The organism is Bradyrhizobium diazoefficiens (assembly GCF_016612535.1).
Classification (GTDB): Bacteria; Pseudomonadota; Alphaproteobacteria; order Rhizobiales; family Xanthobacteraceae; genus Bradyrhizobium; species Bradyrhizobium diazoefficiens_C.
On the sequence record NZ_JAENXS010000003.1, the window covers coordinates 558,442 to 576,117 of the forward strand.

Here is a 17,676-nt window from a genome sequence, read left to right on the forward strand (position 1 = left end):
ACGTCAAAATCCAACAAAAACGGAAATCAACAGGAGAGAGTAATGCGTCAGATGATTTCGGGACTGGTCGCGGCAGCTGCCGTGATGTTTATGGGCGCTGCGCCCGCCATGGCCTGCGGCTTCAACCCGTGCCAGCCGGTTGCGCCCGTCTTCTCCGGCTGTAACACCGGCTGTGGCGGTTATGGCGCCGGTTATGGCTACGGCTATGAGCGTCTCGCCGAGCCGACCACGCAATATTACTACGTCAACCAGGGCCCGACCTATACCGGTCCGGGCGCCTTCGCGCCGTACCCGACCTATCAAGAGGACGCCGTCGTCGCGCCCGCCAACTACGGCTACGGCCATGGCTATGGTTACAGCCACGGCTATGGACATGGCTACGGCTATGGCGCAGCTGCCGTGGAAGCGCCGGCCGCTTATCCCTACTATCACCGCCCGCACTATCGCCCGTATCACTACGGCTATGGCCCGCGCTACGGCTATCTGCCGCGCACGCATTACGGCTACGGCCCGCGCTATGGCTACGCCCATCGCTACGCGCCGGCGCCGTATTATGGCGGCCATCGCGTGCTGCGCCGCTATTACTGATCCCTGATCGGTCGAGCCAACGAAACGCCCGTCCGCACAATGCGGACGGGCATTTTGCTTTGTTAGGGCTTCATCAGCCCAAGCCGGCTCGCCCCGACATAGAGCGAGAGCACGGCGGCATTCGAGACGTTGAGGCTCTTGATCTCGCCGGGCATGTCGAGCCGCGCCACGAAGCTGCAGGTGTCGCGCGTCAACCGCCGCAGGCCTTTTCCTTCCGCGCCGAGCACCAGCGCGAGCGGCGCGCGCAGCGCGACGTGACTGAGGTCCTCGCTGCCTTCGCTGTCCAGCCCGACGGTCTGGAAGCCGATGTCGTTCAGCGTGGTCAGCGCGCGCGCGAGGTTTGTCACGGTGACCATCGGCACCAGCTCCAGCGCGCCGGACGCGGCCTTGGCCAGCACGCCGGTCGCCTCCGGGCTGTGATGTGCGGTTGTGACGATCGCCTTCACCGCGAACGCCGCGGCCGAGCGCAGGATCGCGCCGACATTGTGCGGATCGGTGATCTGGTCGAGCACCAGCACCATGCCGTCCTGTGCCAACGTCTCGATGTCAGGCGAGGGCAGGGGCTCGGCCTCGGCCAGCAGGCCCTGATGCACCGCGTCGGGCGACAGCAGGCGGTCGATCTCCTGGGGCCGCACGATCTCGGGCGCGATGCGGGTTTCGATGTTCTCGTCCGCCAGCCGCTTTGCGGCGTTCTCGGTCAGCGTCAGCTTGCGGATCTGGCGCTGCGGATTTTGCAGCGCCATGGTGACGGTGTGCCAGCCATAGAGGATGACGGGACCGTCGGGTCCCGAATCGCGCTCGCGCCAGGCCGGCCGGCCGGCCGATTTCCCGGGCCTGTTGAAGGGCTTAGATCCGCTCCGGGGCCCCTTGGGGGTGAATTTTCGATCCTTCATGGGCTCGCTTGTGTCATGGGTCCCGGAATATGGCAATTTGGGTGGCTTCGGGGGCGATTTTAGCTGTTCGCCTCGGTTGACTTTGCCCCACCCCATCGCCCATAAACGCGCCCGGTCGCGCCCCCATCCGGGCTGTCGCGGCCTTCACGTTCCATGGCCGTCTTCGGTCGCCGGCAAGGTCCGGCCCGATTGTGCTGCCGTCGAGCGGGGGAGTGTCCCGAGTGGCAAAGGGAGCTGACTGTAAATCAGCCGCCTTATGGCTTCGCAGGTTCGAGTCCTGCCTCCCCCACCAGCCTTCGCTCGCTTCGCGAGCTACGGCTCGGCAAGCCAGCATTAGAACGTCAGTGGCGCGAAGCGAGCGACGGCTGCCGCGCCGTAGCCCGTAGGGGCGTAGGCGGGCTGTTGTCCCGATCGGGATGCGTTTATTGTCCTCCATCAGAGGCGGTGCATCGAGCGATCGCGGGAGCATGCGCGCATGTTCTATGTGTACATTCTCAGGAGTACGAGCGATCCCGATCGCTACTATGTCGGCCTCACGTCCGACCTTCGCGCACGCCTTTAAAAGGCATAACGCTGGCGAGGTCTCTCACACGTCAAAGTTCATGCCATGGGAACTCAAGACCTATGTCGCGTTCTCGAACGAGCAGCAGGCCATCGCATTTGAGAAATATTTGAAGTCACCTTCCGGCCGCGCATTCGCCAAGAAGCGGCTTTGAAGAATTCGCCCTAGCCCACCATCTCCCGCACCATCGGCGCCACCTTCCGCCCATAGAGCTCGATGCTCTTCATCAGTTTCTCGTGCGGCAACGGCCCCGCCGAATATTTCAGCTGAAACCGCGAGACGCCAAGCGCCTTGGCGGTCTTGGCGATCTTGCGCGCCACCGTGTCCGGCGAGCCGACATAGAGCGAGCCGTGCTCGGCCTCATTGATGAACTCGTCGCGGCCCATGGGCGGCCAGCCGCGCTCACGGCCGATGCGGTCGCGCATGGCCTTGTAGTCGGGCCACAGCTCTTCGCGCGCTTGTTCGTCGGTCTCGGCGACATAGCCGGGCGAGTGCACGCCGATCGGCTTTGCCGGCCGTCCGAATTCCTTGAAGGCGCGGTGATAGAGATCGACGTAGGGCGCAAACCGCGCGGGATCGCCGCCAATGATGGCGAGCATTAGGGGTAAATCGTAATGTGCGGCGCGCACCACCGATTGCGGGCTGCCGCCGACACCGATCCAGGTCTTGAGCTGGCCGTTCTCGACAGGGGGATAGACCAGCTGATCCCTCAGTGGCGGGCGTAGCTTGCCCTGCCATGTCACCGGCTTCTGCGACAGCAACGCGGCGAACAGATCGAGCTTCTCCTCGAACAGCTCCTCGTATTTGCGCAGGTCGAAACCGAACAGCGGAAAGGATTCCGTGAACGAGCCGCGGCCGAGGATCACCTCGGCGCGTCCGTTGGAGAGCGCATCGAGCGTGGCAAAGCGCTGAAACACGCGGATCGGATCGTCCGAGCTCAGCACCGTCACGGCCGAGCCGAGATGGATGCGCTCGGTGCGCGCCGCGATGGCCGCGAGCACTGTTTCAGGCGAAGAGATCGCGAAATCGGCGCGGTGGTGCTCGCCGAGCCCGATGAAGTCGAGGCCGAGCTGGTCGGCCAGCACCGCCTCGTCGACGACGTTGCGGATCACCTGCGCATGCGGAAGCATGTGGCCTGTGGCGTCCCTGGTGACGTCGCCAAAGGTATCCAGTCCGAATTCGAGCGGTGCGGTCATCGATCAGGTCTCTGTGGGAGGATCGGCCAGACTTAAGGGATGGCCGCCAAGCCACAAGGCGGCTTTCGGAAATGCTCGGTTTCCGTTTGGTCGACCTACCGCCACATCCCGCGCATTCGTGCGCCGATGTCGACCTTCGGGCCTTGCGCCGCCGTCCGCGCCTGGCCGGCGCCGGCTTTCGGCCAGGCGGTGCGCTCGAACAGATAGATCAGCTGCTCCGGGATGAAGCGGGTGCGCGAGGCGTAGACGTGGCGATCGCCCTTGGCGGCCTGGCCGTGGACGAAGAAGCGCTGGGGAACGACGAGGTGGAGATCGTCCTTGGCGCGCGTCATCGCGACATAGAGCAGGCGGCGCTCCTCTTCTAATTCGGCGCTGGTGCCGGCGCCGAGATCGGAGGGCATGCAGCCGTCGACGACGTTGAGCACGAACACCGACTTCCACTCCTGGCCCTTGGCGGAATGGATGGTGGAGAGGATCAGATAATCTTCGTCCCGCAAGGGCGGGCCGGATTTGTCGCTGGTCGCATCCGGCGGATCGAGCGTCAGCTCGGTCAGGAATTTTTCGCGCGAGGAATAACCGCTCGCGATCTGCTCGAGCTGCATCAGATCGGCGCGGCGCGTCTCGGAGTCCTCGTGCAGGCGATCGAGATGCGGTTCGTACCACAGCCGCACGCGTTCGAGATCGACGGGCCATTCCGAGTAGCGCAGGTTTTCGACGGTGCGGACGAAGTCGGTCCAGTCCGCGCTAGTGCGCGGCGGCACTGGAATCTGGCCGAGTGCGACGAGCGGATCGGGGCTCTCTGCCATCTGGTCCAGCACGCGTTGCGCGGTGGCGGGGCCGATGCCCGGCAACAGGTGCAGGATGCGAAAGCCGGCGACGCGGTCGCGCGGATTTTCAGCGAAACGTAAGAGCGCCAGCACGTCCTTGACGTGCGCGGCGTCGAGGAATTTCAGCCCGCCGAATTTCACGAAGGGGATGTTGCGGCGGGTGAGCTCGATCTCCAGCGGGCCCGAATGCGAGGACGTGCGGAACAGCACCGCCTGATGCTTGAGCAGCGTGCCTTGCTCGCGATTGGCCAGCACCTGCTCGACGATGTAGCGGGCCTGGTCGGCCTCGTCATGCACGGTGACGAGCTGCGGCTTCTGGGAGGCGGTGCGGTCGGTCCAGAGGTTTTTCGTGAAGCGCTCGCGCGCAAGCCCAATGACGCCGTTCGCCGCGGCCAGCACGGGTTGCGTCGAGCGGTAATTGCGGTCGAGCGTGATCATCTCCGCGCGGGGCGAGAAGCTCTGCGGAAAATCCAGGATGTTGCGGACGGTGGCGGCACGAAACGAATAGATCGACTGCGCGTCGTCGCCGACGACGGTGAGGCCGCGTCCGTCGGGCTTCAGCGCCAAGAGGATCGAGGATTGCAGGCCGTTGGTGTCCTGATATTCGTCGACCAGGACGTGATCGAAGCGGCCGCCGATTTCATCGGCGATCAGCGCATCGCTCATCATCTGCGACCAGTAGAGCAGCAGGTCATCGTAATCGAGCACGTGCTGGGCCTGCTTGGCCTCGACATAGGCCGCGAACAACCCCTTCAGCTCGGCGGCCCACCCCGTGCACCACGGATAGTGCGCCCCCAACACCTTCTCGATCTCCATCTCGGCGTTGACGCAGCGCGAGTAGATCGACAGGCACGTGCCCTTGGCCGGAAAGCGGCTCTCGGTCTTCGACAGGCCGCGCTCGTGCCGGACCAGGTTCATCAGGTCGGCGGAATCCTCGCGGTCGTGGATGGTGAAGGCGGGATCGACGCCGATCCGCTCGGCGTATTCGCGCAGGAGCCGCGCGCCGATGCCGTGAAAGGTGCCGGCCCAGGTGAGCGCATCGCGCATGATCGCGGCGTTGTTCTCGCCCAGCACCTTGCGGGCGATGCGCTCGACGCGGCCGGCCATCTCGGCGGCGGCGCGGCGGGAAAAGGTCATCAGCAGGATGCGGCGCGGATCGGCGCCGGTGACGATGAGATGCGCGACGCGATGAGCGAGCGTGTTGGTCTTGCCGGAGCCGGCGCCGGCAATGACAAGCAGGGGGGCGCCCACGGTCACGCCGTCGGCCACGCCATGCTCCACGGCGCGGCGCTGCTCCGCATTGAGCGTGTCCAGATAAGTTGTCACGAATCGCCCCGGTGAAGCGCCCAGACTCGGCGATCTCCGCGCGAATCGCAATGCGGCTGGACGCGGAGCGCCCAAGGATTTAGGGGAGAGGGACAGCTCGAGTTCCAACCCCGACGGTTTTGCGGACATGGCCGATCCCACGCACGACCTTTTCGAGATGCGCCGGCTGGAATCGCTGAGCAACACCATTTTTGGCGTCGCGATGACGCTGCTCGCCAATAATCTACCGAAGGCTGGCGAGTTCAAGGCCATGCCCACCTGGGGCGATCTCGCCCAACTCTATTCCGGCCGCGTGACCGGACTGATCCTGAGCTTCATCATCGCCGGCGTGTTCTGGATCAGCCATCACCGCCGGCTCGCCCGCCAGCCGGAAGCGGGCCGCCACATCGTGCTGCTCAACCTGATGTTCCTGCTGTCGATCGTCCTGCTGCCGGTGACCAACGGCCTTTATGGCAATTACGGCATGAGCAGCGCGGTGGCCGTGCTGTTTGGTCTGCATCTCACTGTCATCGCCGGCCTGAATGCCACGCTGTGGTGGCTCGTGCACGGCTTCCGTCACCAGCTGATCGCAGCCCTGTTTCCGCTGGCCGTGTTTCTGCCGGGGACGGTGGTAGCGTCGGTGGCCCCGCAATATGCGAGCTATTTCTGGTTCCTGGCCTTTGGCTCGCTTCTGATCCGCCGCCGCATGGACGCGCCGACGGCCGGGAAAACTTGACGGCGCCGCTGTCCGTCATTCCTTGGTCGTTGTCGCGCCGAACCCGTCGGCCGGCACGTAAAGCTTGACCGGACGGATCTCGTAGACCGCCGAGGGGTTGACCTGACGAAGCTTCCGCGCCGCCGCGATCGCCTCTTCATCCGTGTCGTATTCGACGAGGTGGAAGCCGAGAAGCTGCTCCTTGGTCTCGGCAAACGGGCCGTCCAGCACCACGCCGGCGCCGGGGCCGCGCAAGGTGCGGGCCTTTCTTGTGTCATCGAGACGCGCGGCCGGCCCAAAGTGTCCGCTGGCCCTCAACGGCGCCTGAACTTCGATGACTTTGGCCACGACCGCGGCGTCCTCCTCCGGCGCCCAGGACAAAATCTCGTCTTCCACGTGGTAGGCCAGGATGGCGTAGAGCATCGTCACCTCGTTTGCTTTGAGCTCGCAGTCCGGAGGACGTATGACCGCCTCCGATACCGACGATCCCCGAGACCAAAATCGAACCTAAAATCGAGACTAAGATATTGCGCCGCGGCGTGGGCGACGAAACTGTCCTGAAACCCGATTGCCGCCCGGCCAGGTGAACGCTGCCCGAAGTCGAGGCGACTGATGGCCACCAAAGCAATTAAGGACCATTGGAGGCGGCAGTGTCGGGTCAGACCATCAAGATCATCTGCGACGCGCGGCGGGCAGGGAAGTCCGAGCCCGCCGATCTGCACGACCAGGCGGGTCATCATCGCTATTACGGCAGCTCCGCCGAGAGTGGCGGCGAACGGATCGTCGAGACGCGCCGCGGCAAGCGTCCGTCCATGTTCGCCATCCTCGGCTTCTGAGATCGCTGTGCGCGAGCGAGCGCGCGATCTGCGCCACGCGCAGTCTGGGCTTACCCACCCGAGCAAATTCCCAAAAGAAAAGGCGCGGCGGGAAAACCCCGTCGCGCCCGATTTCTTGCTCGCTGGTCCAGGGCCGAGAGCGCCCCGATGCCAAGCCTCTATTCAAAGCTTAGCGGGCGATCCCAGCGAGGTGACAGCGCTTGGTAAAAGACACTGGATCACCTCCTTTCGTTGATTACGGGAGACCTCAACATAGGCGGCAAGGCCGCCGCTGTTAAGGGGGCGGCGGAGCAGGGCGGAACCGGGCCTGTGCGCAAGGGCCGGAAAGCCGGCGAAAGCGGTCCTGGGGCCAGTTGAGACCGCCGCCCGGCCGTGTTAGGGACCGCCTGTTGCGGGTGTAGCTCAATGGTAGAGCAGCAGCCTTCCAAGCTGAATACGAGGGTTCGATTCCCTTCACCCGCTCCAATAGCGATTTCAATTGCTTAACTAGAAATGTCTACCTCGCTTCTCACGCCATTCCGACAATCTTGATTCGTCACGGCTGAACCCCGCGCAAATTCGCGAGCGTTTTCAGTCTCTATTTGAAGTGGCTAGCCTCTCTTGATGTGGCGGACCGACGCGCGCCTCGGAGTGTGGGCTGAGCTCGTCTCGCCTTGATGGCCGGGCTGTTGTTCGCTTCCTTCGCTGAACGGACTTTTTGTCGGAAGCGCTTGATCACGCGCTTTGTGTTGTCGTCGCACGACAGGCCCTCCGGCCGTTGCTCGATCGTCTCGATGATCGCGAGCAATTGCTTTTTGCTCTTGGCCAAGCGGTCTCGCAGCAGCTCGATTTCGGCGACCTTGGTCTTCAGCGCGAATAGAAGCTTGTCTTTCTGCCAGGCACCCAGGTTCGGCGGCAGCAAACTTCGGATCTCCTGCAAAGAAAACCCGGCATTCTGGGGACTGGTGACGATCTCGAGGGTCAGAACAGCTTCGCTTGTATATTCGCGATATCCATTGCCGTTGCGCGAGACGGCGGCGATGAAGCCGCTCGCCTCATAGAAGCGGATCCGGGAGGCTCCTTCTTGACCTGTTGCTTGCCTTCCTCGGCGAGTTTCCCGTCGCCGCTGATTTCGGCGACGGCTTGCTTCGCCTTTCCCAAGAACTTGCTCAAGATCTTGTCTTTGATATTGCCCATAACGGTCCGACCCTGGTGGCGCTCACGCGGCTGAACAGACGAGCCGACCGCGGCGATTGCGCGATCGTGCCCGCCTCGTCCTCGAGCCGATCTACGATGTGACGCTCGCCGTCGCCTTGTTCACCAGTTCCTTGGCGCGGTCGCGGGCGGCCGGAAGGCCCTTCGGGAAGCCGCTGCGGTTCGGGTACAGCTTGCGCCTTGCATTCGGCGACGGGCGCTTTGGCGCGGTGTCCTGCGCAGCCTTGTAGTCGAGCATGGCAATGCCGCCGATCATCGCCAGCGCGAGAGCGATGTTGGCCTTCTTGGGATTGTCCGGCGTCAGCCCAGAGAGCAGCGCCGCCGCGTCGAGGCCGTCGCCCCCAACGCGCGCCCACAGTCCCGCATTCTTGTCGACCGACAGGGACATGATTCCGCTGACGATCTCGCGGACGCCGAAGCTTCGGACCAATGTCTCGTGGCCTTCCATGCCCAGAGTTTCCGTGACCCGCCGCGGCGCCAGCAATTCCAATGCGCCCAAGCCGATGGAGAACCAGCCAAGCGCACGCGCAAGCCGGTCTTCGGGCCGCCCCAGGCTGGGTCCGCCCTCGACGATCTTGGGATCGCCCTTGGTTCGCACGATGTTGGAAAAGTGAAACATAGGTTTGCTCCTTCAGGGCTTCAGCACGACTTTGACACAGGAATCCCGCTTGTCGCGGAAGACCTGGTACATTTCGGGTCCTTGCTCCAGCGGCACCGTGTGGGTGATGACGAAGGACGGGTCGATCTCGCCCTCCTCGATGCGGCGGAGCAGGTCGTCGGTCCAGCGATTGACGTGGGTCTGACCGGTGCGCATCGTCAGTCCCTTGTTCATGAAGGCGCCCATCGGGAGCTTGTCGGAGAAGCCGCTGTAGACCCCCGGCACCGAAATGATGCCTCCGGGCCGGCAGACATAGATCATCTCGCGCAACACGTGCGGCCGATCGCTTTCCAGCATCACCATCTGCTTGGCGCGGTCGAGCAAGGTGTCGGGCTGGGAGGCCATCACATGCGACTCCATCCCGACGCAATCGATGCATTTTTCAGGACCCTTGCCGTCGGTGAGTTCCTCGAGCCGCTCGAGGACGCTCTCGGTTTCGAAATTGACCGTTGTCGCGCCGCCGGCTTCCGCCATGCTCAATCGTTCAGGCAAGCAGTCGATCGCGATCACCTGGTTGGCGCCGAGCAGGATGGCGCTGCGAATGGCCATCTGTCCGACGGGGCCGCATCCCCAGATCGCGACCGTGTCTGTCGGCACGATGTCGCATTGTGCGGCAGCCTGCCAGCCGGTCGGGAAGATGTCGCTGAGAAACAGCAATTGCTCGTCGGGAATGCCGTCGGGCACCTTGATGTGGGTGGCATCGGCAAAAGGCACCCGCAGATATTCGGCCTGTCCACCCGGATAGCCGCCGGTCAGATGCGTATAGCCGAACAGGCCCGCAGTGGTACGGCCGAAAGCCTTGTCGGCCAGATGTTTCTTGCGGTTGGTGGTCTCGCACACCGAGAAATTGCCGCGTTTGCACTGTTCACACTCGCCGCAGATGATAGTGAAGGGTACGACGATGCGGTCGCCCTTCTTCAACTTGCCGTCCACTCCGCCGCCGACGTCGACGACTTCGCCCATCGTCTCGTGGCCCATGATGTCGCCGGGCAACATCCCCGGGATGAAATTGTGGAACAGGTGCAGGTCCGAGCCGCAGATTGCGCAGCTCGTCACCTTGATGATGGCATCGCGCGAATCCTGGATCTCGGGATCGGTGACGGTGTCGCAGCGAATGTCTTCCTTGCCGTGCCAAACCAGCGCTTTCATGTCTTCCTCCGGTGCCGCGAAGCGTTCAGTCCAAGGCTCTAAGTCCAAGGCTCTAAGTCCAAGCCTCTAAGTTCAAGCCTCTAAGTCCAAGCCTCTAAGTCCATGGCTTTGCGATGGTTGCTAGGGCGACCCGAAATCTTCGCGCGAGCTGGCTTACGGTCGGCATGATGCCCCCCAGCGCGGCTGCCTATCGTTTCGATTGACGTTATCGCTGAACATGTTTTCGACCGCGAGCACCACCGCATGTGTGCCGGCGACGCAATTCATCAGGGCGATTTCGCCCTGCTGTTCATGGCGAATGGCATGTGCCATGACACGCAATCGCGGATCGCTGCCGCGGCTGAGTTCATCATCGGCCATCTTTACGGCGCCGGCGTGGTGGATGGTCATGAGCTTGACAAACAACCCATCGAATTCGGCAGAAGGAGCCTGGTGGAGCTGCTCAAGCTGCGCTCCATCGAGCAGGCCGGGCATGGTTGCCCTTTCCTCCGCCGAGCAGATCTGCATCGGCGAGCTGAACCAGCTGGTCCAGAGGTGGTCGAGAATACGTTTCTCGCCGTTCTGACTTGCGGCCATGAGTTTCGCGAGAGCGCGAAGATGAGGATCCCTGGCCTTATCTGCCGCCATCGATGCCAGTCCGATTCCCTGCTCGTGGTGCGTGGACATGTGTCGGATGAAGGTCCGGTCGATGTCGGGCGCGCGGCCGAGCCACGGAAGCTCACGGTCGGCGAGGGCGACGGCCGAAAGCGTGCTCAAGGCAAGCAATCCTGTCGCCGCGCCGGCGAGCCAAAGCTTGAGAAAGCTGTTCTGCCCGGATGCTGGACGATCCATGCAGGGAGGACGCAGCCACGCATAGAGCGGATACATCGAGGCCGAGGAGAGGTGAACCAGAAATCCGATCCAATACGGCTGCTGGAGCGTGAAGATGGGCTGCCAGAACGGGAAGAGTGGCACCAGCACCAACCATTCGAAGGCCGACGTGAAAACAGCCCAGGGAATTGCGACGAGCAGCAGGGTGATGGGCCGGAGGCCTGCCGTCCATCGGCCCAGGACACCGAAGAAGACCAGCGCCCAGGAAAAATCGGCCCATTGGTGAAAGGCGATGCCGACGACGATGGCGGCGGCCGTTGGTTCCGAACTAAGCGCCCAATCGCGGGCCGGGATCGCCGCGACCGACATCCAATCCACCGCAGCGTCGCGCCCGATCCGGGCAGCTGCCAACTGGCTGACGAGTGTCGAGAATGTGCTGCTGATCAGGCCCAGATAGATCGCGGCCTTCCACCGCTCGAACAGCGGCGCTTTGCTGCCGTGGATCGAGCTCAAAGGCCGGCGCCGTTGTGAACCTCGCTCACTTTTTTGCGGTGCCCGGTTCGGCCATCTTGCGGTGTTGCCCAGCCAGGACGCCGGCGGGCGTCACGTTGGCGACCGTGGTCTGCACCTTGTTTTTGAGGCCACTGACAATTTCGCCTTCACCCTTGATCATGGCGTCGAAGCCGTTGTTCGCGACCTCGGCGGCATCGTCCTTTTCATCCGTGCCGACCTTCGTGTCCATCATCCCGGCACGTCGGAAGAATTCCGTTTCGGTGGCACCGGGCATCAGACATGTCACGGTGACATCCGTGCCCTTGAGTTCTTCGCGGAGCGCGAACGAGAACGAGTTCAGGAACGCCTTGGTCCCGTTGTAGACCGCCTGGAAGCTGCCAGGCATGAAGCCGGCGATCGAGCCGGTGATCAGGATTCTGCCGGCGTTCCGGCGACGCATATCATTGCCGATCTTGTGGATCAGATAAACCGTGCCGGTGATGTTGGTGTCGATCACACGCCGGACCTTGGTGAATTCCTGGTCGAGAAACGCGTGGCCGAGACCGCGGCCGGCATTGGCGAGCAGCGCATCGACGGCGCGACCCCTGATGGCGGCGGTGAGCTTGTCGACACCTTCGGTCGTCGCCAGGTCCGCCTGCACCGCTTCCACGTCGGCGCCGCTGCCGCGGAGCGAGGTTGCGGCTTGTTCGATGGCCGGCTCATCGGCGGCGATCAGGAGGTCATATCCTTCTTTGGCGCACCGCCTGGCCAGTTCCAGGCCGATGCCGGTCGAAGCGCCGGTGACGATCGCGAAGGGGCGTGTAGCGGACATCAGGACATTCCTTCAGAAGAAGTTTGGGGATGGCATCATCCCTTCAAGGATGAAGGGCGACGACGGTGACAATCGGGGGTGGCTCCCTTATCTCGCTATCGGCTTTTGCGGGTCGTCCCTGCGCTGGGCAGCTTCCGTGTTTCGATCCAGCTGGGCCCGCTCGCTGCGGCGCAAATGGCCTGATCTCCTGATGCCGTACCAGACGGCGATGCCGAGGATGGCAGCGCCAAGGAACAGCAGCCACACTCCTTTCACGGAGAGGTCTCCCAAAAGCATCCCAACACCCGTGTTGCCCATCTGTGCGCTCCTGTCAGATATCCGGGAAATGCGAACGTCCCTCCTGTCGTTCCTAAGGCAATCCAAAGGTGGTGCATTCGATCTTTGGATCGCGTTGGGCTTAGCTCGGCGCACAGTCTCCCGCGATCGATCGTCGGACAATCTGTCGACGAAGTCGGCGACGCGCGCGGGGCTCCGCAGCACACGTCTTATCGTTTGTTAGATGCGGAACTGCGTCTCTGCCCATGTTCATAGGTTTGGTTCATAGGTTTGGCTGCGCTTGCCGAGCGCCGCCGGGGATAAGAGTGATCCGCGATGCCGGCGATCGGCGAGTCTTCGGACCGAGATGGAATGCGTTTCGGTGATTGGCGCGCGCGGCAAATCGCGCGATTGGAACGAGGCAATCGCGCTTCGCATTATGGGTTGACATCAACAGAGGAGGACAGCAATGCGAAAACTTGCTCTTGCAGTGTTGGCTGCCGGCGCAATCGCGACCACGACCGTAGCGCCCGCCGAAGCCCGTTGGCACGGCGGCGGTTGGCACGGCGGCTGGGGTGGGCCCGGTCTCGGCTTCGGCCTTGCCGCTGGTGCCCTGGCCTTCGGTGCCGCTGCCGCTGCCGCGCCCTACTATTACGGGCCAGGATATGGCTATTACGGACCAGGGCCATACGCGTATTACGGTCCCAGATATTACGGACCTAGATACTATCGTTCCTACTATCGTCCGTATGGCTATTGGTGATGTCGGAGGCCCGGTTGCAACGACCGGGCTTTCTGAATTTCCGTCCGGTGCAGTTCGTTGCTTTGCGCTCCGACACCGTCGACGCTGCGATCGACAGTGGGAGATGATCGTCAGACGTCGCCTTGAAGCCACCGCACGTTTGTGACGGCCAAGCAACCAAATTTGAGATTGGCGCTCGACGGAGCATGGCCGCTTCACACGAGGTCATTTTCGCTAGACTAAAGGCGAACTACATCGTCCCGTTGACGATTCGTCGCCGTTCTGACAACAGAAAATTCTGTAAGGATCAGAATGGGCCAAAAACGCCGAAAATGTCAGAACGGCCTTTGAAAACACTACAAGATTTCCCGACTTCCAAGCTGAATATGAGGGTTCGATTCCCTTCACCCGCTCCAGGCACCTCAGAAGACGCCGCTCCCCCGTTCAATCCTTCAATGCGTAGGCGATGACGTAATCACCGCGCTTGGTGCCGAACGAGCCGTGGCCGCCGGCCGCGGTGACGACATATTGCTTGCCGTCGACCTCGTAGCTCATCGGCGTCGATTGGGCGCCGGCCGGCAAGCGGTCTTCCCAGAGCACCTTGCCGTCGCGCACGTCGTAGGCCCGGATCGTGTACTCGTAGGTCCCGGTGTAGAACGCGACGCCGCCGGCGGTCGTCATCGGTCCACCCAGCATCGGCACCCCCATCTTGAAAGGCAGCGGCAGCGGCGTGGTGTCGCGGATCGTGCCGTTGGGATGCTGCCAGACGATCTTCATCGTCTTCAGATCGATCGCGGCCATCGAGCCCCATGGCGGCCGATAGCACGGCACGGAAAGTGGCGAGAGGAAGCTTTCGAGATCCACCCCGAACGGTGTGCCATACATCGGCTGCGTCCCGGCCTCGCTGCCGACCGGCTTCTGGGCTGTCGGCGCCGGAGGATTTTGCGGGCCGCGTGGAATGAGCCTTGAGACGAACGGCAACGACATCGGGTTGGCGATGGCGATCTGTCTCACCGGATCGATCGCGATGCCGCCCCATTCGAACATGCCGAGATTACCCGGGAAGACCAGCGTGCCCTGCAACGACGGCGGCGTGAACGTGCCCTCGTAGCGCAGCCGCTGGAACGTAATCCTGCAGAGCAACTGGTCGAAGATCGTGCCGCCCCACATGTCCGCGCCGGTCAGCTTCGCCTCGGGGCGGAATGTCAGCTCGGAGAACGGCTGTGTCGGCGCAGTGCGGTCGCCGGGCGCGGCGCCCTGCGGCGCGGGACGCTCCGGCGCCGGCACGATCAGCTCGCCGGTCCTGCGATCGAGCACGAAGATGTTGCCCACCTTGGTCGGCTGAATGATCGCGGGAACGACGCCCTTGGCCGTGGTCACATCGACCAAGGTCGGTTGTGAGGGCACATCCATGTCCCAGAGATCATGATGCACGGTCTGGTACGACCAGGCGCGTTTCCCGGTATTGACGTCCAGCGCAACGATCGAGCTGGAATAGCGCTCGACCAGCGCATTGCGATTGCCGCCCCAGATGTCGGGCCCGTTATTGCCGGTGGGGATGTAGACGAGGTTCAGTTTCGGATCGAACGAGGCCGTGATCCATGAATTCGGCGAACCGTTGGTGTAGTGCCGCGTCGGCGACGGCAGCTCATTCTCGTCCGCCGCGCCGGAGTCCCAGGCCCAAACCAGCTTGCCGGTGTAGACGTCGAAGCCGCGGATCACACCTGAAGGAACTTCGACCGCATAATTGTCGATCACCGCGGCGGCGACGACGAGAATCTTGTCACTGACCACAGGCGGTGACGTCGGCTCGAAGAAGCCCGCCGTCTTGATCCCCATCCCCTGCTGGAGGTCCAGGCTGCCATGATCGCCAAAACTGTCGCAAAGCTTGCCGCTGTCGGCATCGAGGGCGATCATGCGCCCGTCATTGACGGGCAGGAAAATCCGCCGCGGGCATTCGGCGGGCGCGGGACTGCCGCTGCTGTCGACGGCGCCCGCCGCGGTTTCGTGGTAGGAGACCCCGCGGCAGGTCATGTGCTGGAACGTCTTGTTGAACACCAGCTTGGGATCGTATCGCCAACGTTCCTTGCCGGTCTTGGCGTCGAGCGCAAACAGCACCTGGTGCTGTGAACAGAGATAGAGTGTGTCGCGCACCTTGATCGGCGTGACTTCGAAAGTGGTCTCGCCGGAATCGTTTGGTGTCGGCATGTCGCCGGTGCGGAAGGTCCAGGCGACCTTGAGGTTGCCGACATTGTCAGGCGTGATCTGTTTCAGCGGCGAATAGCGCTGACCGAATTGCGTGCGTCCATACGCCCGCCAATCGCCATCCGGCTGCGGGTCGGCCTCGCTTTGCTGCACGGCAGAACCGGATTCGGCGATCGTGCCGTTGATATCGTGATAGCTGGACAGAAGCGCGACCACGAGGACGACCGAAGTCGCGACCACGCCGATCCAGAGTGGCAGCGTCGCGTTTCGGTAAGACACCGGCTCGTCTCGCAGCAGCCCGCGCACGATCACTGGCGTGAGAAGCCAGAGCGCCATCGGGAAGACGATGTCGCCGCGCGATGCGAGCGGCCACCAGTCGAATTGCACCTCATAGACGGCCCACGCCAGCGTGCCGACCAGCACGACCGCAAACAGCCAGAGCGCCGAACGGCGCCGTGCGAGCAGCAACGCACCGGTGGCGAGAATGCCGACGCCGAGGATGACATAGAAGATCGATCCGCCCAATGCGGCGAGCCAGAGGCCGCCGCCCGCGAGCACCAGACCGATCAGAGCGTAGATGAGAGCCGTGATAAAGACTGCCCTGGATCGCTGCATGGCTGCTCCGGCGCGGAAAAACGGATGGCGTCTGTGCAGCGCAAGCGCAACAGGCGACCTCCACCATCAAGGACTGTGGTCCACTCAACCACAACTGACAACCTTCAAAGTGCTGCGTTTATGTGACATCCTCGCGCAGAAGCATCCAAGAGCGAAGTTCTTCAAAATGCAGGCGACATGTTCAACAACAAGTGTCCGCAGTCGCCGCTAAATCTTTGGAACCACACCCACCATGTATCTCGGCATCGATCTCGGCACCTCCGCGGTCAAGACGGTTCTCGTCGATAGCGCCCAGCGGGTGATTGCGAGCCAGAGCCGGGCGCTGACGATCGCCTCGCCGCTATCAGGCTATTTCGAGCAGGATCCCGCCCAGTGGATCGAAGCGACCTTTGCCACGCTGGACGCCTTGAAGGCGTCACATGGAAAAGAGCTGGCGGCGGTCGAAGGCATCGGGCTGTCCGGCCAGATGCATGGTGCCACGCTGCTCGATGCGAACGACACGCCGTTGCGGCCTTGCATCCTCTGGAACGACGGACGCTCCGCCGCGGAGTGCCGCATTCTGGAACAGCGCTGGCCCGCCTTGCGTGCGACGACGGGCAACAAGGCGATGCCCGGCTTCACGGCGCCAAAACTGCTCTGGATTGCCACGCACGAGCCTGAGATTTTTGCGGCGACAACACGCGTCCTGATGCCGAAGGCCTATCTGCGGCTGGTCCTGGCAGGCGAGGCGATCGAGGACGTCTCGGATGCATCGGGATCGCTCTGGCTCGACGTGGCGCGACGGGACTGGTCGGATGCCGCACTGGCTGCGACCGGCCTGTCGCGCGCGCACATGCCGAGCCTGGTCGAGGGCTGCGCGCCCGCGGCAACGCTGCGCAGCGAGCTGGCGCAGCGCTGGGGCATGGCGAGGTGCCCGATGATCGCGGGCGGGGCCGGCGACAATCCCGCGGGCGCCATCGGCATCGGCGCAATCAGGCCAGGAACCGCGTTCATTTCGCTGGGAACCTCAGGCGCCTTGCTGGCGCCGACAAGCCATGTTGCCGCCAATCCGGACCGCGTGGTCCACACGTTCTGCCACGCGATCCCCCGCATGTGGATTCAGGCCGGCGCGATCCTCTCGGCGGCCTCCTGTCTGGCCTGGGTCGCGCGCCTGTTCGGCGCCGCCGAGGCCGAACTGCTGGCGCCGCTGGGGTCGCGCCCGCAGGCGCCGTCTCCGGTGAGCTTCCTGCCTTATCTCGCGGGCGAGCGAACGCCGCATGACGACCCCGTCGTGCGCGGCATGTTCGAAGGTTTGAGCCACGGCACCGACCGCGCGGCGATCGTGCAGGCTGTGCTCGAAGGCGTTGCCTTCGCGCTCGCGGATTGCCGGGACTCGCTCGCCGCGGCCGGCATCTCGGTCGCGGAGGCCGATGTCATCGGCGGCGGATCGCGGTCCCGGTTCTGGCTGTCAGTGTTGGCCAACGTTCTGAACGTTCCGATCCATCGCTTTGCCGAAGGTGAAACGGGCGCAGCGTTTGGTGCGGCGAGATTAGGGCGGCTTGCTGTCACCGGCGAGGCAATCGCCACCGTCTGTACGGCCCCGCAACGGATCGAGACCTTCGAACCGGAGCGCGCGCTGGTCGAAGCCTATGCCGAACGGCTTCCCGGCTGGCGCGAACTGTATCGGCCGCGCCACTAGCATCGCTTCGCCCCCGAATTTCTGACTGTTCGCTGTTGCCCTGCGCCGCGGCCTTTTGTTTAATGCGTAGACCGCGCTTTAAAAAAATGGAGACGCGGACGGGAAACGCAACATTGTGCGGCGG

17 protein-coding genes, 2 tRNA genes and 1 pseudogene are annotated in these 17,676 nt (G+C 63.4%); 8 read left to right on the forward strand and 12 right to left on the reverse strand.

Going from position 1 to position 17,676, the window contains the following annotated elements; all coding sequences use genetic code 11:
• The first annotated feature begins 42 nt into the window (after positions 1-42).
• Positions 43-588 carry a hypothetical protein gene (locus JJE66_RS33915; protein WP_200520116.1) on the forward strand — a complete coding sequence of 182 codons (546 nt, stop codon included), beginning with the start codon at positions 43-45 and terminating at the stop codon, positions 586-588.
• A gap of 62 nt (positions 589-650) precedes the next feature.
• Here JJE66_RS33915 and rlmB read toward each other — a convergent pair whose 3' ends face one another.
• Entirely contained in the window at positions 651-1,481 is an 831-nt protein-coding gene (gene rlmB / locus JJE66_RS33920) for a 23S rRNA (guanosine(2251)-2'-O)-methyltransferase RlmB (protein WP_200520117.1), read from the reverse strand.
• A gap of 206 nt (positions 1,482-1,687) precedes the next feature.
• Between rlmB and JJE66_RS33925 the strand changes: the two genes are divergently transcribed.
• Positions 1,688-1,773 (forward strand) — tRNA-Tyr (locus JJE66_RS33925).
• A 183-nt stretch (positions 1,774-1,956) separates the two neighbouring features.
• Positions 1,957-2,197: pseudogene (locus JJE66_RS33930) on the forward strand (GIY-YIG nuclease family protein).
• Positions 2,198-2,207: 10 nt separating this feature from the next.
• On the opposite strand, the gene JJE66_RS33935 reads toward JJE66_RS33930, so the two are convergent.
• Positions 2,208-3,239, reverse strand: coding sequence for an LLM class flavin-dependent oxidoreductase (locus JJE66_RS33935; protein WP_200520118.1), 1,032 nt, complete (start codon positions 3,237-3,239; stop codon positions 2,208-2,210).
• A 95-nt stretch (positions 3,240-3,334) separates the two neighbouring features.
• The gene (locus JJE66_RS33940) at positions 3,335-5,392 is read right to left on the reverse strand and encodes an ATP-dependent helicase (RefSeq protein WP_200520119.1); all 2,058 of its coding nucleotides are present in this window, start codon (positions 5,390-5,392) and stop codon (positions 3,335-3,337) included.
• A 127-nt stretch (positions 5,393-5,519) separates the two neighbouring features.
• Here JJE66_RS33940 and JJE66_RS33945 point away from each other — a divergent pair, with 127 nt between their 5' ends.
• Complete coding sequence (locus JJE66_RS33945; protein ID WP_200520120.1) at positions 5,520-6,107, forward strand: TMEM175 family protein; 588 nt, start codon at positions 5,520-5,522, stop codon at positions 6,105-6,107.
• A gap of 15 nt (positions 6,108-6,122) precedes the next feature.
• Here the strand turns inward: JJE66_RS33945 and JJE66_RS33950 are convergent, their stop codons facing one another.
• On the reverse strand, positions 6,123-6,509 hold the full coding sequence (locus tag JJE66_RS33950; protein ID WP_200520121.1) for a YciI family protein: 387 nt from the start codon (positions 6,507-6,509) through the stop codon (positions 6,123-6,125).
• Positions 6,510-6,736: 227 nt separating this feature from the next.
• Between JJE66_RS33950 and JJE66_RS33955 the strand changes: the two genes are divergently transcribed.
• Positions 6,737-6,922 carry a hypothetical protein gene (locus tag JJE66_RS33955; protein WP_311980182.1) on the forward strand — a complete coding sequence of 62 codons (186 nt, stop codon included), beginning with the start codon at positions 6,737-6,739 and terminating at the stop codon, positions 6,920-6,922.
• Between the two features lie 391 nt (positions 6,923-7,313).
• Positions 7,314-7,387: transfer RNA gene (locus JJE66_RS33960), tRNA-Gly, on the forward strand.
• A 112-nt stretch (positions 7,388-7,499) separates the two neighbouring features.
• On the opposite strand, the gene JJE66_RS33965 is transcribed toward JJE66_RS33960, so the two are convergent.
• From JJE66_RS33965 to JJE66_RS33995, 7 genes are all read right to left on the reverse strand, one after another.
• Complete coding sequence (locus JJE66_RS33965) at positions 7,500-7,970, reverse strand: MerR family DNA-binding protein (protein ID WP_200520185.1); 471 nt, start codon at positions 7,968-7,970, stop codon at positions 7,500-7,502.
• Positions 7,883-8,098 carry a hypothetical protein gene (locus tag JJE66_RS33970; protein WP_200520123.1) on the reverse strand — a complete coding sequence of 72 codons (216 nt, stop codon included), beginning with the start codon at positions 8,096-8,098 and terminating at the stop codon, positions 7,883-7,885. The genes JJE66_RS33965 and JJE66_RS33970 overlap by 88 nt, the downstream gene beginning before the upstream one ends.
• 91 nt (positions 8,099-8,189) lie before the next feature.
• Positions 8,190-8,735 (reverse strand): hypothetical protein, encoded by a 546-nt coding sequence (locus JJE66_RS33975; RefSeq protein WP_200520124.1) that lies wholly within the window; start codon positions 8,733-8,735, stop codon positions 8,190-8,192.
• Between the two features lie 12 nt (positions 8,736-8,747).
• Positions 8,748-9,923 (reverse strand): zinc-dependent alcohol dehydrogenase, encoded by a 1,176-nt coding sequence (locus JJE66_RS33980; RefSeq protein WP_200520125.1) that lies wholly within the window; start codon positions 9,921-9,923, stop codon positions 8,748-8,750.
• 153 nt (positions 9,924-10,076) lie between these two features.
• A complete protein-coding gene (locus JJE66_RS33985; protein WP_210350020.1) occupies positions 10,077-11,246 on the reverse strand; it encodes a DUF305 domain-containing protein in 1,170 nt (389 codons plus the stop codon).
• A gap of 25 nt (positions 11,247-11,271) precedes the next feature.
• Positions 11,272-12,057 (reverse strand): SDR family oxidoreductase, encoded by a 786-nt coding sequence (locus tag JJE66_RS33990; protein ID WP_200520126.1) that lies wholly within the window; start codon positions 12,055-12,057, stop codon positions 11,272-11,274.
• An 87-nt stretch (positions 12,058-12,144) separates the two neighbouring features.
• Complete coding sequence (locus JJE66_RS33995; RefSeq protein ID WP_200520127.1) at positions 12,145-12,354, reverse strand: hypothetical protein; 210 nt, start codon at positions 12,352-12,354, stop codon at positions 12,145-12,147.
• A gap of 427 nt (positions 12,355-12,781) precedes the next feature.
• Between JJE66_RS33995 and JJE66_RS34000 the strand changes: the two genes are divergently transcribed.
• Entirely contained in the window at positions 12,782-13,075 is a 294-nt protein-coding gene (locus JJE66_RS34000; RefSeq protein WP_200520128.1) for a hypothetical protein, read from the forward strand.
• 423 nt (positions 13,076-13,498) lie between these two features.
• Here JJE66_RS34000 and JJE66_RS34005 read toward each other — a convergent pair whose 3' ends face one another.
• Entirely contained in the window at positions 13,499-15,874 is a 2,376-nt protein-coding gene (locus JJE66_RS34005) for a glucose/quinate/shikimate family membrane-bound PQQ-dependent dehydrogenase (protein WP_200520129.1), read from the reverse strand.
• A 232-nt stretch (positions 15,875-16,106) separates the two neighbouring features.
• Here JJE66_RS34005 and xylB point away from each other — a divergent pair, with 232 nt between their 5' ends.
• The gene (gene xylB, locus JJE66_RS34010) at positions 16,107-17,552 is read left to right on the forward strand and encodes a xylulokinase (protein ID WP_200520130.1); all 1,446 of its coding nucleotides are present in this window, start codon (positions 16,107-16,109) and stop codon (positions 17,550-17,552) included.
• Positions 17,553-17,676: the final 124 nt, after the last annotated feature.